The following is a 15,471-nucleotide window of genomic DNA, read 5'->3' on the forward strand; positions in this document are numbered from 1 at the left end:
GCCATGCCCAAGAAAATCCCCGCCGCCAGCCACGGACTCGGAACGCGCGCGATCCACGCTGGCCAGCACCCCGATCCCTCGACCGGCGCGATCATGACGCCGATCTACGCCACCTCCACCTACGTGCAGGAAAGCCCCGGCAAGCACAAGGGCTACGAATATTCGCGCACGCAGAATCCTACGCGCATGGCCTACGAGCGCTGCGTGGCGGATCTGGAGGGGGGCGTGGCCGGGTTTGCCTTTGCCTCCGGCCTCGCGGCGGCAGCCACCGTGCTGGACCTGCTCGACTCGGGCAGCCACGTGATCGCGATGGACGACCTCTACGGCGGCAGCTACCGCCTGTTCGAGCGCGTGCGCCGGCGCTCGGCGGGGCTGGATTTCAGCTTCGTCGACCTGAACGACACGGCGGCGTTGAAGGCGGCGCTGAAGCCGAACACCCGGATGATCTGGGCCGAGACGCCCACCAACCCGACGCTGAAGCTGGTCGACCTGGCCAAGGTTGCCGCGTTCGCCAAGAAGCATGGCTTGATCATGGTGGTGGACAACACCTTCTGTTCGCCGATGGTGCAGCGCCCGCTGGAGTTCGGCGCCGACCTGGTGCTGCACTCGGCCACCAAGTACATCAATGGCCATTCGGACATGGTCGGCGGCATCGTGGCGGCAGGCAGCAAGGGACTGGCCGAACGCATGGCCTTCCTGCAGAACTCGGTGGGCGCGGTGGCCGGTCCGTTCGATGCCTTCCTGGCGATGCGCGGGCTGAAGACCCTGCACCTGCGCATGCGCCAGCACTGCGCCAGCGCGCTGGAACTGGCAGGCTGGCTGCAGAAGCATCCGGCGGTCGAACGGGTGATCTACCCGGGCCTGAAAAGCCATCCGCAGCACGCGCTGGCGAAGCGCCAGATGCACGGTTTCGGCGGCATCGTCACGATCGAGGTCAAGGGTGGCCTGAAGAAGGCGCGCCGCATGCTGGAGCGCTGCGAGCTGTTCGCGCTGGCCGAGTCGCTGGGTGGTGTGGAGAGCCTCATCGAACACCCGGCGATCATGACGCATGCTTCGGTGCCTGCGGCCAACCGCAAGCGGCTGGGGATCAGTGATGGATTAATCCGTCTGTCGGTAGGGGTCGAGGACGTAGCGGATCTACGAAGCGAGTTGGAGGTTGCCCTAGGGTAATTTTGACACCCACGATCAGTAACAAGCGGCGCTATGGAATGCCTGGCTTATTTGGTCCGCAATGCAACACTGTATTGTTGCATCTACAGATTGGATCTCAGGCCTCGGTAGATTCCGGCCTCACGGCCTCCAAGCAATTCTGTGTCGCCGGACTGTAACCACAGGCCCGTATTGCCTCAGGTGGGCTGATTCCATGTTTTTTTAGGGGTGACAGATTCAAATGATTTCAGCTTATCACCTTTCGGACCCAACTGCGCCTTATCGGGCGCTACGCCGTCATTTCGCGCTCGTATTACAAATGGCTAAGCGCGACGTGATCGGTCGTTATCGAGGGTCATTCATAGGCTTGCTGTGGTCCTTCTTCAACCCTCTGCTGATGCTGGCGATCTACGGATTCGTGTTCGGTTACATCTTCAAGTCCCGTTGGAATGGGCAGACCGGCGGTCATGTTGAATTTGTGGTGATTCTTTTTGCCGGGCTTAACATCAACGCATTGTTCGCAGACTGCGCAAATCGCGCGCCGATGTTAATTGTGGAAAACACCAACTTCGTCAAAAAGGTCGTCTTTCCACTAGAGACCTTGCCGTGGAGCACACTAGGATCCGCGCTGTTTCATTTGGCTGTGTCGACTCTGGTTCTGCTGATCATCTCCCTGCTGGCGGATGGTTCCATACCGGGGACCGTCGTGCTGTTCCCGATTGTACTAGCATGCTTCGTGCCGTTTCTCGTGGGTACGATGTGGTTATTTGCATCGCTGGGTGTCTTCTTGCGCGACCTGAAGCAGGCGGTTGGCATTATGACAATGGCGCTCATGTTTACGGCTCCGATTATGTATCCGCGCACCATGGTCCCTGTGCAATACCAAGATTTGATGCTGCTTAATCCGCTGACTGTGATCGTGGAATCGTCACAGGACGTATTGGTATGGGGCCAACAGCCATCATGGCTACTGCTCGGAGGCTATGCGATCTGTTCGTGCCTATTCGCATGGCTTGCATTTGTGTGGTTCGAACGCACGCGCAAGGGATTCGCCGATGTCCTCTGACGACCTGAGCATTTGTATCCAGGGTCTCGGGAAGCGCTATGAGATCTACGCGCAACCCACGGACCGACTCAAACAGATGATGTTGCCGCGTCTGTGGAAGGCTGCGGGTCGGGGAGAGCGCAAGTATTTCGAGGAATTCTGGGCGTTGCGCGAGGTGAGCTTCAGTGTGCGGCGGGGCGAGACCGTTGGTATCATCGGTCGCAACGGGTCTGGCAAGTCCACGCTGTTGCAGATGATCTGTGGAACTCTGCATCCGACCGAGGGAACAGTGCATGTGTCCGGTCGGATCGCGGCCTTGCTTGAACTGGGAGCGGGCTTCAACCCCGAATTCACGGGCAAGGAAAACGTCTTCCTGAGTGGCTTGCTCTATGGCATTGCGGAGGATGAGTTGCGCCGGCGCTTCAAAGAGATTGTGGATTTTGCCGACATCGGTGGCTTCATTGATCAGCCGGTCAAAACCTATTCCAGTGGTATGTATGTGCGCTTGGCTTTCGCGATTGCAGCTCACGTAGATGCCGAGACACTGATCATCGACGAAGCACTTAGCGTAGGAGATGTCCGGTTCACACAAAAGTGCATGCGATACCTGCGCGATTTTCAGCAGCGCGGGACGCTGCTTTTCGTCAGCCACGACACAAGCGCTGTGCTCAATCTGTGCGACAGGGCAGTGTGGTTGGAATCCGGGCGCATGGTGATGGACGGGACTGCGCGGGATGTGGTTGAGCAGTACCTGGCTGAGCAGCATGCGAACGATCGAAATTCCACGGGTCAGAAGGTCGCGCTGCGTGTCTCTGCCGCGAAGGGATCTGAGGTGGACGCCATTGGTAGGGGAAGAGCGGCAACCGACATCGTTGATTCACGGATCGACATTCTGAATGGCAAAGCACAACGTAATCTGATCGAGATATTCGAGTTCGACGAAAGCCGGATAAACTCCGAGTTCGGCGCTGGAGCGCTACGCATCAGGGATGTGCGCTTGTGTGGTGAAGACGGCCAGCTGTGTCAGTTGACTTGTGGCGGTGAGTTGGTTGACTTGCTGATCGAAGCGGATGTGCTCTGGCCGATAGACGGGCCCGTGTTCGGGTTCTATATCAAAGATCGTCTGGGGCAGCGCTTATTCGGTGACAACACCTACATCACTTATCAGGATGCCCTGATTCAAGCTGTGGCCGGCGAACGGCTACAGGCTCGTTTCCGCTTTCGCATGCCGATATTGCGGAGCGGCGACTATTCGATCGATGTGGCGGTGGCTACCGGTACACAACAGGAGCACACCCAACAACATTGGATTCACGATGCTCTAGCTTTCAGGGCCAGTGAAAGCACCATGCGTCATGGATTGGTTGGCATTCCCATGCAGGCCATCGAAATTGAGCGGGCGGGGGCGAACGCATGAAGTTCACGGGTGAGCGGTACGTGCCAACTGAGGCAGGTGAGATCAGGCACGAACATCTACATCGCTACGCTTGGTGTGCGCCGCTGGTCGACGGAAAAGATGTGCTGGACATCGCATGTGGCGAAGGTTACGGCAGCGCCATGTTGGCACGCGCCGCCCGCAAGGTTATCGGCGTGGATATTTCGGAAGAGGCTGTGCGCCACGCCAGGGCCACATATAGGGATGTTCCTTGCCTTGATTACATGCAAGGCAATGCGGCACGGATTCCGTTGCCCGATGGCAGTATCGACGTCGTCATCTCGTTTGAGACCATCGAGCATCACGATCGGCATGACGAAATGGTTGCCGAGATTCGCCGGGTCTTGCGACCTGATGGCGTACTGGTCATGTCTTCGCCCAACCGCACAGTTTATTCCGAGTTGGCTGGACATCACAACGAATATCACGTCAAGGAGCTTGATTTCAACGAATTTGATGAAACGTTGAGGAGACGTTTTGATCGGATCGTCTATTTCGGACAGCGGCTTGCCGTAGGTTCGTCGATCTTTACCCTTGCGCCCGATGAGGAGGCTCGCTATCTCGTAGCAATGACCGACACTGGTTCGGAAGTCGTCGAGCGCGCAGCATCGTTGGCCGACCCGGTCTATTTCATCGCAATCGCCGGTGCAGTGAATGAGGCTGTCTTCCAACGGCTGAAACCTTCCGTATTGTTCTCCGAGGCCGAAGATCTTTACACCCATCATCGCGAAGTGGCTCATTGGGCGAAGAAGCTGGACGGCGAGTTGGCTGTCGCCGGCGAGCATATTCGTCGATTGGAAAATGAAAAGAACGAGGCGGTCAGATGGGCACAAGGAGTCGATAGGGAGTTGGCCTTGGCGCGTGCTACGCATGCTGATCTTCAATTGGATGTGCGTCGGCAGATGGCTGAGCTAAGAGGGGCGGCTACAGAAGAAGCTCGTGGCCTGCGTGAAGAGATATGGCAGCTTAGAGAGCAGCTCCAAGCGTTGCAGCGCTCCCGGTCATGGCGCATGACAAGGCCGTTGCGTTTCGCTGGCCGGCTGTTGCGTGGGGATTGGGCTGGCGTTGTTGCATCATTGCACGGAAGCGGGCTGGCCGGCGCGAGGCTGCTTCGGCCATTCAAGGGTGCGGCCAAGAGGTGGCTTATCCGCAAGACTATGGAGGCGCAGACGGTGATTCGGCCGCCCGAACTTCTAGGCGTGTCTGAAGCAAAGCGCGTACTCGAAGGCCTTGTTATTCCAGCGACCGAGCGGCCGGTCGTCAGCATTATTATTCCTGCCTATGGGCGTTTGGACTATACCGTTGCTTGCCTGCGGTCGATCATGCAGCACCTGCCGGCTAATGCGTGCGAGGTGATTGTTGTCGAGGATGCTTCGGGGGATACAGATATCCATGCGTTGGCGGCAGTTCCCGGGCTGCGTTACGAAGTGAACGTGGAGAATCTAGGCTTCATCCGCTCGTGTAACCGGGCGGCTTCACTGGCTCGCGGTCGCTATCTCTATTTCCTCAACAATGATACCGTGGTCACGGAAGGTTGGCTCGACGCGCTTGTAACCACGATGCAACATTGGCCACGCTGCGGTCTTGTGGGTTCTAAATTGGTCTACCCAGATGGCCGGCAGCAGGAGGCGGGGGGCATAGTCTGGAAGGACGCCAGCGCGTGGAATTACGGGCGCCTCGATGATCCGACGCGCAGTATTTACAACTATACGCGCGAGACGGATTACGTCTCCGGCGCCTCGATTTTGGTTGAGCGCGATTTGTTCGAATCCTTTGGAGGTTTCGACGAGCTATTCCTCCCGGCATATTTCGAAGATACGGACCTTGCTTTCAAAGTACGGGCTGCGGGCTTGCAGGTAGTGTTCGAACCGAAATCGGTCGTTGTTCATTACGAGGGAATATCGCATGGCACCGACACCGGTGCCGGTGTCAAGGCCTACCAGGTCGCGAACCAGAAGAAGTTTCGCGAGCGCTGGCGAGAAGTGCTTGATCGCGAAAATCTTGCCAATGCGGACCGGCCGTTCCTGGCTCGCGATCGTAGTCAACTCCGCAAGGTTGTGCTCGTTATTGACCACTACATTCCGCAGCCGGATTGCGATGCGGGTTCGCGTGCCATGTACCAGCTACTGATGCTGCTCGTGTCACGCGGTTACTCGGTGAAATTCTGGCCGGAGAACATGTGGTATGACGCAGCGTACGCGCAACCGTTGCAGGACGCAGGGGTGGAGGTGCTTTACGGCAGGGAGTATGTCGGCTCTTTCGACCGCTGGATTGAAGAGAACGGTCAGAGCATCGACGCAGTCATCTTCAGCCGGCCGCATATCAGCGTGAATTTCATCGATGCCGTGATGGCCAAGAGCTCGGCTCGGCGGTTGTACTATGGTCACGATATCCATCATCTTCGGCTCAGCGAAGAAATTAAGGTGCAGCCGTCGGCAGAGGCCCAAGACGAGCTGGAGCGATTCAGAGTGATGGAAGAAGAGCTCTGGAAAAAAGCTGATGTGATTTACTATCCGTCAAGTCATGAAACGGTATTCGTAGAACAATGGGGCGAGACCAATCGTGTGTCGGTAAATGCGCGCACGATTCCGCTCTACGCCTATGACGGGATACCTGCAGGCGTCCGTGATAACTTGGCCGAGCGCAGGGGCATCTTGTTTGTGGCCGGTTTCGGCCATCCGCCGAACATCGATGCCGCCAAGTGGTTCGTCCAGGAAGTGCTTCCGCATGTCAGGAAGGCTCGCCCGGATATCGAAGTGACGCTCGCTGGCTCGAAGCCCACGGACGCTGTCAAGGCCCTTGCCGGAGACAAAGTCCATGTTACAGGCTTTGTAAGCGATAACGTGCTCGCATCTCTTTACAAGCGGGCAAGGGTTATCGTCGTACCGCTCCGATTTGGCGGTGGCATGAAAGGCAAGGTTCTGGAAGCAATGTGGAGCGGCGTGCCGATAGTGACCACCCCTACCGGACTGCAAGGCCTAGCGGATGCGAAAGAGTTTGTTTACGTCGAGGAGGACGCGGAGCGCTTCGCGGCGAGTGTCCTTGGCCTGCTCGATGACGATACCGAGTGGCTGCGTCGATCGGAACACTCGCAGAAATTCATTCTGGAAAGATTTTCGACCGAAGCCGTCTATAACGTGATTGGCGACCAGCTTGGATGAGCCGTTTTGTGGCTCAGTTTTTCATGATTTTCAGCGGGTTTATGTCCGCCCGTTACACCTAGCTAACGGCGTCGCGCCATCGACCGTCGACCTCGGGAGGCCTTGGCTGGGCCGTCACCCGAATCTCCACGATCCCATCCGGGAAACCTACTTGCAGGTACTGGAAGCATGAAGATTGTCAAAGGAAAGAACGCCATCGGATATCTCGTTGCCTTGGTGATCGTGGTTTGTTTTTCCGTAGCTCATCAAGCGTATGTGACGCGTGCGCATCCAGATGCCCCATTCATGGACACTTTGAGGCTGGTGTATCAGCTGGAGCAATGGCTTTCTGGGCGCATGCCGTTCCTCGAAATCTGGGGGAAAGGCGGCCAGCATCAGGGCTTCATCAACCAGCTTTTCTTGCTCGCGAATATCAAGCTTTTCTCGATGAATGTCCTCCTAGCCAACAGGATGACGGGTATAGCCATAGCATTGCTGACGGCGGTCTTGCTGTTCAATTTTGTTTCGGCGACCAAGCGGACTGATATTAATCACTCCGTTGCTAGTCTGGTGCTTCAAGCGGCCGTTTCGGTGCTGATCGCCACGGTCTGTTTCGGTCGGGCTGGCTGGGAGCTCTTCACCCTGGATCTGGGGCTGCCGCTCTGGACTAAAAACCTGTCGTTCGTGATCTATTTCTCCATCCATGCCTGGTACCTGCGCGCAGCACCTGGGCGGCGGGTCACGCGGATTGCCAGTCTTGGCTTGACCATGGCCGGGCCTGTTGTGGTTCTGATCATTGGGATGGGCTGGTCCTATGCCTTTGTGGCGGCTGTCGCGGCCGCGAGCGCGGCTGCAATGATCGCGTCGTTCAAGCAGAAGAGCCTGCGGGAGCAAATTGCCAAATCCATTCCACTGGTTACCTTGCTGATTGCCCAGTTGGTGTATGTGGTGGCGAGCATGTGGGGGACTCCCCCCAACGCAAAATCTTCGGCATTGATCCATGTTCCTGATCTCGTACTCTATGCACTTGGTTCAAGCGTAATCGACCAAGAGGCGATGCAGGGTTACGTTATCTCCCTGCATGCTCCCGAATTGATCGGTGCATGCATGCTCGTGGCGGCTGCCGGTCTGGTGCTCTCACGGTTCTGGCGGAGCACTTCTGGCACTGGTTCGCTGCTCCCGATCTATCTGCTTGCTTACGGCTTCTTCACTGCGGTATCGGTCAGCGTGGCAAGGGGTCATGACGGTCCTGCTGCTGTCATGGCCTCCCGCTATTACATGGACATCATGCTTTTCTGCGTGGGTCTGATATGGCTTTGGTATGAAAGCCTGATCCGTGGTGAGGCTAAGAAGTCCGTTTTTTCGATGATAGGCTTCCTGGCGCTCTGTCTCGTCGTCGGCGAAGGACAAAGGCTTGACTACAAGCAGGAATGGATCATCGCGCCGTATCGGGCTCAGGTATTCAAGGCTATGAACGATGCTCTGAGAGCCGGGGTGCCTGATCTGGCGGCTGCCAATCTGTTGCAGTCCCCGCTTGATAATGCCCGATTGGGGGATCAGGTTTTGCGCGAACACCATTTCGCGCTGTTTTCAAATCGACCCGTGAGCGAATGCGAAGCTAGTGGTGTGCAATTCATGAGTGGCTGGTATGCGCAGGAAGCGCATGGCACGTGGATGGGCAAGGATGCCAGCATGCAGGTTCCGGATTGCGGCTGCGACCTCGTGGTCGGGATTTATCTTCCGGCAGACTTTTCCGCACGCACGTTAACTATCTTGGACGGCGCTTCCAGGAGGCAGGTCAACTTGGTGCCTGGACAGCACGTACAGGTTTCTCTTGGGAGTTCCAAGGTGGCAAGGGCCATCGATCTTTCAGTGTCGGCAACGACGACACCGGCGAACATGTCGAATGCATCCTCTGACACGCGAAGTCTGGGGGCCTACCTGGCCAGTTACGCATTTGCCTGTGGGACAGGCGCTACCGACCTGCCGGCACAGCGTTAGTTGTGCCACGTAGTCAATAACCTTGTCGCGGGAAGGTGGGCTGACGTCATCCGAGTGCTTACACCTGTTCCGCAGTCATCACGAGACTTTAAAAGTGAAAACATGTTGCGCAAGCTGCTGACAGACCAACGCTTCCTTTTCCTGCTGGTCGGTGGGATCAACACGCTGTTCAGCACGGCGTTGTTTGTAGGATTGGTGCTGCTCCTTGGACGAAGTGTACCGTCTTCGTTGTGCCTTGGGATTTCATGGAGCGTGTCGCTGATCCTCGCATTCTTTGCCTATCGGTTGTTCGTCTTTCGTGTCAAAGGGCATCTCTGGCTTGATTTCGTAAGGTTTGCCGGGACGAACCTGACATCCCTGCTCATCAACCTGGTGGCCTTGACGGTGCTAGCTGATGTGCTCGGCTGGCCGGCAATCCCGGTACAGATCGGCGTGACCTGTTTCATCGTGATTTTTAACTATCTCGGGCACAAGCATGTCTCATTCCGACGGGGCTAATGGCAACGCGGTGGCGGGCGACGGCAAGCCCCCCAGGGTTTCTGTCGTAGTCCCGGCCTATAACAATGCTGGGTTTCTGGCGCAGACCATCGAATCGATCCTGGCCCAGGACTATCGTGATTTCGAGTTGATCCTTGCAGATCACTCCTCCACGGATGGAACGAGTGAAATCATCAGCACATATGCGACGGCCCCCCGTGTAAGGGCCCTCCCGCCGACACCTGCCGGAGGTGGTGCGTTAGCGAATTGGAATCGAGTTTCAGAGCATGCGCGCGGTGAGCTAATAAAGCTCGTATGTGGTGACGACCTGCTCGCACCAACAGCGCTGAGCGAACAAGTCGCTGCGCTGGATGCCAACCCATCTGCGGTGTTAGTCGCTTCACCTCGCTCGCTGGTCGATTCGACCGGCAAATTGATTCTGCAACGGCGGGGCTTGTCCGGTTTGAGTGGTTTGATATCGGGCAGGGTTGCCGCAAGAGTGGCTGTGCGAGCCGGAACAAATATCTTTGGCGAACCCGCATGCGTGCTTTTCAGGCGAGATATCCTGCTGAAGGAAGGGGGGTGGGATAACCGGTTTCCATACTTGATAGACCAAGCGACCTATACGCGGATCATGTTGCACGGGGATCTGGTTGCCTTGCCACGGGTTCTAGCTAGTTTCAGGATCAGTGCGGGGCAATGGAGTGTACAGCTGGTGAAAGAGCAGGCGCGGCAAGCCAGAGAGTTCCATGCGGCCCTATATTCCGAGTACGAAAACCTGCTGTCATGGACAGATGTGATGTACGGCGACGCAAAGGCCACGGCAATGGCTTATGTTCGGAGGTTTGTGTACATGCTTCTGCGTGCTCGCATGTGACCTGCGTCGGAAAAATGTAATCAATCAGGTGGTGAATCCGGTGAGAACAGTAGCCTGGCCACGTTGAATCACTTCAGCGCGCCAAGGTCTTCCCTCCAGTTCGGACTACAGTCAAGTAACGGTGATCACTTGCGTTCCGAGGGGGCTGGGAGTCCAGCGCGAATAAGGTCATCCCTGTGTGTTTCCACAATCCTGTCACCCATGTATTGGGCAAAGCCCATGGAAAGATGATCTTGGTCGTAGAATGCTGGTTCACCGTTGGCAAAAACAGTACAGGTGGATAGTACGCCATTCTTGCAGAACAGTTCATACTTGCTTATGTAGATGTAATCGAGGGACTTCACCTGTGGAATGGGTGATGCTGCGCGTTCGTTAGGGCCGAAATGGTTAACAAATTTGCTGCTCTTGCAGGCATCGTATGTCTTGTACTTGTTGTAGAGGGTCGAGCAGTCAATTGTCGTCTGCAGATATGAGCCGATTGCTATGATATGAATAGACGGATTCTTCCGCTTCATCATCGCCAAGACACGCCATAGATCCTTTGCGACCAGATCGAAGCCCATGTGGGTGTTGTAGACCACGACAGAAATGTGTTTCAGGAAATTTTTGTCGCTCAATGTTGCGAAGCGTTTGTCACAACCAAGCTCATGTCGCGGTGAATATGCGGTGTCGCCGTGGAGAACCATGTCGCAATCGTTTACGGTACCAAAGTTGATCAAATTGACGCGCTGATCCTTGCCGTAGATGTGGTTGAAAGCATTAAAGGCATCGGGCTCGTGTGAGTTACCAAAGAAAAGAACCTGGACAGGACGATTCATGAAGCACCGGTTTGGATCGCTAAGCACCTCGATATTGCACGCCATCGCAAGGTCTCTGAAGCGACGCCCCTTGCCGGCATCGATGTCCGCCGAGCTGAGCGGATGGAACGATGGCGTCGTGTTTGCGGCGTGATGCTTCGAGGAGTCCGCTTGGTCCTTGATCAAGGCGGTCTTGTCGTCAGACAGGGAACCGGGAGTGAAGTAGCTGTAGCGCCACAACATCCCATTGGAGGCGAGCACCACCACGCCAAGCAGGCTCATGGCTACGGAGATGGCAAGAATCTTGGGGACGAGCTTCAGGCGTCCTGTCGATGGCCCTTTGTAACGGAAGCGAGTTTCGATAAAGCGGTGTAAGGCGGTGGCGGTCACAAAAGACAGCGCCGCCATCAAGGTGAACTGAGTCGCCCAAGGTGCTGTTGGCAGGTACTGCCCAACGAAAACGACGATGGGCCAATGGGTTAGATATAGCGAATAGCTGATCGTGCCGATCCACACTGCTAGCCGGTTTGTGAACAGCGTGCCGATTGTCTTTGCCTCCGATCCCGCGATGATCAGCAAGGCACCTAGGCACGGAGCAATACCTTTGACATAAGGGAACACCATGCCGTCCCGAAGCCAGGCAATCGAATACGCGATCAATACAAGCCCGAGGCCCATTATGAATTCGTGCAGGCTGCGTGATCGCGGCAGCTTTTTCATAAGAAGGCTGCCGACGCCACCAATGGCAAATTCGAAGACGCGGTATTGGGGCAGAAAGAACAGGTCGGACTTGAAGCCGACGCCGTGAGTAGCGACGGTTAGGTAGTTGGCTATGAAGCTCACAATGCCAGCGATGGCTATACTCCAGACAAGTCCCCTCCGACCAAAGAAGCGGTGGCTCAGATATATAAAAGCTGGCCAGAGCAAGTAGAACTGCTCTTCCACACTGAGCGACCAAGTATGAAGTAACGGCTTGGTCTTGGATGCGGCATCGAAGTAGCCACTTTCAGACCAGAACAGGACGTTCGATAACGAGAGTGCCGACGCAGCAAGGGATTTGCCGTAAGCGACTAGATCTGCCGGAGTGAGGCTGGCGATCGCCAATATTGTGGTGACGACAGATGTGCCAATTAGTGCCGGAAGAATGCGACGCACGCGACGCGCGTAGAAGTTGCGGAAGTTGAATTTACCTGTGTCGACTACCTCGCTGGTGATGATTCTGGTGATCAGGTAGCCGCTGATAACAAAAAAGATGTCGACACCGACGTAGCCGCCTCTCCATCCTGGCACGCCGAAGTGGAACAGCAGCACGGACATAACCGCAAGGCAGCGGAGTCCATCCAAGTGAGGCATGTAGGTTTGGCTGCGTGTGTTCATTGAGTCGGTGAGGATGAAATGAAGCCGCACAAGTTCACTCCGTATGGACGTTACGCGCCGCGGCATCGATGACTATAGGAGCGATGTACCCACATCAGCACAGTTTGTCGAAACTGTGGGTTTCGCGCGACTGGTACGGCCCCAGGCTTTGTCGAAGGCCAGGATTTAGTCCTGAGTCAATCTCGTCGATTATCTTTGATCCGAGATTTCACGGTGATTCTGCCGACACCAAAAGCGACAACGCCCGTCCCAATCGATTTTTTCGACTCAGGGTTGGGGTGCTTTCTGACTGCCGGTGTCGCCGTCCACGACATATACCGGGCGGCGGAAGGTTGCCCCCATCAATCGTCCGACATATTCACCGACCACGCCTAATATCAGTAACTGGATGCCGCATGCGAATAGTACGACCGACATCAGTGAGGCATAGCCGGGGTTGGTGATCTGGCCACTCAGCTTTCCGTACACTACATAAAGTAGATATAGGAAGCTGATACCAGCCAGCCCAGCCCCGGCAAAAGTTGCGATGCGCAATGGCAAATAGGAGAACGTGACGAAGATGTTCGTGGCATGTGAGAGCAGCTTACGCATGGTGTAGGTGCTTTCACCATGCTGACGCTGTTCATGAGGTACTTCGACACTGCGCGTGGATGAGGTCAGCCAAGAAAGCATGCCGTCGATGTAGGGCCGGTTCAGGCCGAAACGATCGAGCTGTTTTGCCAACGGAGATCGGATGGCACGGAAGGAGCAGTAATCTTCGTTGAGATCTGGGAATGCGCGCTTCAGTGTGCGACGCATCAGCTCAGAACTGATGTTTCGGTAGGCGGCATGGGTGCGCTTCTTGAAAACGCCGTACACCAAGGGATGATCCTCGTCCCCGGCAGCGAGCAGCTTTGGCACTGATTCTGGTGGATGCTCCAAGTCGTCATCCATCGTGACGATCCATTTGCCGCGAGCATGCGCGATGCCGCATATGGTCGCCGCATGCTGCCCGAAATTCCGCCCTAGACGCAGGCCGCGTACTTGCGGCTTTTGCGCTGCGATCGCACAGATGATGCCCCAGGCCTCAGCTTGGCCACGGTCGTCAACAAGGATCGCTTCGTATTCGAGGCCGGCGGCCCGCATGGTGGCGTCCAGTCTGCCGCACAGCTCGGCCAGGGCCGAGCTTCCGCCATACACCGGAACCACGACGGAGACATCCAGGGGCGCGTTAGTCTGATGGCTTGCGAGGTCGTCGATGTTCACGATGAGGTCGTCCGTGTGCTGTCTTGCGTAGTATTGATGGACTTGTCTGAGGCGAAGACTGAATCTGTAGCGTAATACTTGTTGATGATCCGTTCGGCATAGCCATTGCCGAGCTCGATGCCGAGCTCGAGGCTGATTTCCCTGGCCACTGTGGTGTCGATGCTCAGGGGAGCGCCTGCATCCTGGTAGGTGCAATTTGCGCTGCGCCCGAGCACGCGCTCGAAGATCTGGATGATTTCCGGCATGAGCAACGATCGTAGCGATGCGACAGAAACGGCGGTTGCCTCCTGGGGGAGGCACCGGATCAAGTGGACGGCGATGTCGACAATGTCATCGATATCGATGAGGTTACGCTCGGCGCGGCTCCAGACGGTGAAATGCTCCCCAGTTACGATGCGGTCGCGCAAGAAGTTGGTGAGCGTGTGAGGATTCGCCGCCCTGCTTACTACCTGGGGAAGGCGAAGCACCAACCCATGTGGAACGGAAAGCACTAAGGATTCCATAGCCAGCTTGTGGCGCATGTATGCCGTGAGCTCTGACTCGTCAGCCTTTGCGCCGCAACTGCCGAAATACACGAAGCGACCGATGCTGGGGTCGAGCAATTCGCGCAGCAGTAGCTCTTCACGAGCGAATTCACTCAGGCGAGTTTCAAGCGAGTTGGACACGCCGGATGCAAAAATCACTACGTCGCGATTGTCTCCGAAGTGTTGCTCGAAGGCTTTGGCCAGAAGTCCCTTGCCGACGATCATGGGGGGCAGGTTGTCATAGTGGTGTATGTAGGTATCACGATAGATCTATTCCGGTAGGGGCTGCGTTCCGCTCACGCGTAGCTCGAAGGATCGACGACATCGGTGATTCCGCTGGCTCTAGGCGAGAAACGGCCAGATCCTGTCTAGGATGAATGACATCGCTACAACCCGTGCGGATTCAAGTATTGAAAGATAGCAGTTCAGCAGATCGGTTTCTCGGGAGCAGCTTCGCCCGGCTTGGTCGTGCGGAGCTCGGCCGGATTGCATCGTTGCTAAAAGGTGCATCCTCACCGCTGTTCAGGAAAACTTGGTCGAGCAATGATTGAAACCACTGCTCCCTCGTATGGACTCGCAAGCTGTAGGGCTTTGGTGGGTATCTACATTGTGGATGGCGCAGCTATAGAATCCGCTTCGCTGTGCAGTAACGCTTGGGCATGTGCATGCAGGTCTAAGTCAAGACTGTTGGCCTCCATGAAGTCACCATATAGGCCGTCCCCGAGCATTTGCCTTAGCTGGTCCAAACGATCAGACAAGGAGGCGGTCTCGCGTGAGGTAGCATTATCCCATTTAGGGAGAAATTCGAGCTCGGGTAGGTACTTGCTGTACTTTGATTGGAAAACAGCTGTGGACAGCTCGAACTCTTCGACAATGCCTGCCATCCCCCAGTTCGACAGCAGGTCGCGTGCTTGCTCCAGATCGGCCTGCGTGGCCACGGCTTTGAGGATGTCGCCTCCTCGCCATGACGCATCTGATAGGTGTACCACTTGGTAGTCACGGATAACGATGCTGCCGCTCTCTTTTCTGAGGGCCCATCTGATGTAGTCGGAAAACGACAGTGTCAGAGCGACATCGGAAAAGGGTTGCGAGCTATCCATCCGGGTGTACTGATAGACGGAGTAGGCTCGCAACAGTGGATGGCGCAGGAAGACTACTGGTAGGCAATAAGGAGTGGGAAGCGGGGGGCGCGCAAGATGGCTGGATATTGCAGACAGATGCGTGTTGACGGCCATGAATGCAGCCAACTGATCGCTTGACAGGATGGCATGAGCATGTCGGCCTTCGAAGGTACCCCAGCGGTCACCGAATGAGTGCCGCAGGCTTGCATCCACGCTGCTGCCGGCATTCTTGAAGATGTGGTAGTGAATCAGGACGTGGTTGCTGTTCATCACGGAAAATTAT

Annotated in this window: 11 protein-coding genes; 7 read left to right on the forward strand and 4 right to left on the reverse strand. The window is 56.2% G+C overall.

The annotated features are described in order from the left end of the window. Positions 1-3 precede the first annotated feature (3 nt). The 7 genes from ACQGNW_RS07575 to ACQGNW_RS07605 all read left to right on the forward strand — a co-directional run bounded on the left by ACQGNW_RS07575 (position 4) and on the right by ACQGNW_RS07605 (position 10,124). Positions 4-1,170: a trans-sulfuration enzyme family protein gene (locus ACQGNW_RS07575; RefSeq protein WP_426662525.1), complete on the forward strand. Its 1,167-nt coding sequence runs from the start codon at positions 4-6 to the stop codon at positions 1,168-1,170. A gap of 298 nt (positions 1,171-1,468) precedes the next feature. Then, entirely contained in the window at positions 1,469-2,215 is a 747-nt protein-coding gene (locus ACQGNW_RS07580; RefSeq protein ID WP_426662526.1) for an ABC transporter permease, read from the forward strand. Continuing rightward, a complete protein-coding gene (locus ACQGNW_RS07585; protein WP_426662527.1) occupies positions 2,205-3,611 on the forward strand; it encodes an ABC transporter ATP-binding protein in 1,407 nt (468 codons plus the stop codon). Before ACQGNW_RS07580 ends, ACQGNW_RS07585 begins: the two co-directional genes overlap by 11 nt. Beyond that, on the forward strand, positions 3,608-6,790 hold the full coding sequence (locus ACQGNW_RS07590; protein ID WP_426662528.1) for a glycosyltransferase: 3,183 nt from the start codon (positions 3,608-3,610) through the stop codon (positions 6,788-6,790). The genes ACQGNW_RS07585 and ACQGNW_RS07590 overlap by 4 nt, the downstream gene beginning before the upstream one ends. A 168-nt stretch (positions 6,791-6,958) precedes the next feature. Further along, a complete protein-coding gene (locus tag ACQGNW_RS07595) occupies positions 6,959-8,770 on the forward strand; it encodes a hypothetical protein (RefSeq protein WP_426662529.1) in 1,812 nt (603 codons plus the stop codon). A gap of 102 nt (positions 8,771-8,872) precedes the next feature. Then, a complete protein-coding gene (locus ACQGNW_RS07600) occupies positions 8,873-9,268 on the forward strand; it encodes a GtrA family protein (RefSeq protein WP_426662530.1) in 396 nt (131 codons plus the stop codon). Next, positions 9,246-10,124: a glycosyltransferase family 2 protein gene (locus tag ACQGNW_RS07605; RefSeq protein WP_426662531.1), complete on the forward strand. Its 879-nt coding sequence runs from the start codon at positions 9,246-9,248 to the stop codon at positions 10,122-10,124. The genes ACQGNW_RS07600 and ACQGNW_RS07605 overlap by 23 nt, the downstream gene beginning before the upstream one ends. A 125-nt stretch (positions 10,125-10,249) precedes the next feature. Here ACQGNW_RS07605 and ACQGNW_RS07610 read toward each other — a convergent pair whose 3' ends face one another. From ACQGNW_RS07610 to ACQGNW_RS07625, 4 genes are all read right to left on the reverse strand, one after another. Next, a complete protein-coding gene (locus ACQGNW_RS07610; protein ID WP_426662532.1) occupies positions 10,250-12,364 on the reverse strand; it encodes an acyltransferase family protein in 2,115 nt (704 codons plus the stop codon). A 201-nt stretch (positions 12,365-12,565) separates the two neighbouring features. Beyond that, positions 12,566-13,543 carry a glycosyltransferase family 2 protein gene (locus ACQGNW_RS07615; RefSeq protein WP_426662533.1) on the reverse strand — a complete coding sequence of 326 codons (978 nt, stop codon included), beginning with the start codon at positions 13,541-13,543 and terminating at the stop codon, positions 12,566-12,568. Further along, the gene (locus tag ACQGNW_RS07620) at positions 13,540-14,292 is read right to left on the reverse strand and encodes an NAD-dependent epimerase/dehydratase family protein (protein ID WP_426662534.1); all 753 of its coding nucleotides are present in this window, start codon (positions 14,290-14,292) and stop codon (positions 13,540-13,542) included. The genes ACQGNW_RS07615 and ACQGNW_RS07620 overlap by 4 nt, the downstream gene beginning before the upstream one ends. A gap of 377 nt (positions 14,293-14,669) precedes the next feature. After that, positions 14,670-15,458, reverse strand: coding sequence for a hypothetical protein (locus ACQGNW_RS07625; RefSeq protein ID WP_426662535.1), 789 nt, complete (start codon positions 15,456-15,458; stop codon positions 14,670-14,672). Positions 15,459-15,471 lie beyond the last annotated feature (13 nt).

Origin of the sequence: Rhodanobacter aciditrophus (assembly GCF_050026795.1) — a bacterium.
In the GTDB taxonomy this organism is placed as follows: domain Bacteria; phylum Pseudomonadota; class Gammaproteobacteria; order Xanthomonadales; family Rhodanobacteraceae; genus Rhodanobacter_A.

Excerpts from the sequence above, each read along its gene's own strand:
- ACQGNW_RS07575 (WP_426662525.1), top strand. The coding sequence starts at position 4 with ATGCCCAAGAAAATCCCCGCCGCCAGCCACGGACTCGGAACGCGCGCG.
- ACQGNW_RS07580 (WP_426662526.1), top strand. The coding sequence starts at position 1,469 with ATGGCTAAGCGCGACGTGATCGGTCGTTATCGAGGGTCATTCATAGGC.
- ACQGNW_RS07585 (WP_426662527.1), top strand. The coding sequence starts at position 2,205 with ATGTCCTCTGACGACCTGAGCATTTGTATCCAGGGTCTCGGGAAGCGC.
- ACQGNW_RS07590 (WP_426662528.1), top strand. The coding sequence starts at position 3,608 with ATGAAGTTCACGGGTGAGCGGTACGTGCCAACTGAGGCAGGTGAGATC.
- ACQGNW_RS07595 (WP_426662529.1), top strand. The coding sequence starts at position 6,959 with ATGAAGATTGTCAAAGGAAAGAACGCCATCGGATATCTCGTTGCCTTG.
- ACQGNW_RS07600 (WP_426662530.1), top strand. The coding sequence starts at position 8,873 with ATGTTGCGCAAGCTGCTGACAGACCAACGCTTCCTTTTCCTGCTGGTC.
- ACQGNW_RS07605 (WP_426662531.1), top strand. The coding sequence starts at position 9,246 with ATGTCTCATTCCGACGGGGCTAATGGCAACGCGGTGGCGGGCGACGGC.
- ACQGNW_RS07610 (WP_426662532.1), bottom strand. The coding sequence starts at position 12,364 with ATGCCGCGGCGCGTAACGTCCATACGGAGTGAACTTGTGCGGCTTCAT.
- ACQGNW_RS07620 (WP_426662534.1), bottom strand. The coding sequence starts at position 14,292 with ATGATCGTCGGCAAGGGACTTCTGGCCAAAGCCTTCGAGCAACACTTC.
- ACQGNW_RS07625 (WP_426662535.1), bottom strand. The coding sequence starts at position 15,458 with ATGAACAGCAACCACGTCCTGATTCACTACCACATCTTCAAGAATGCC.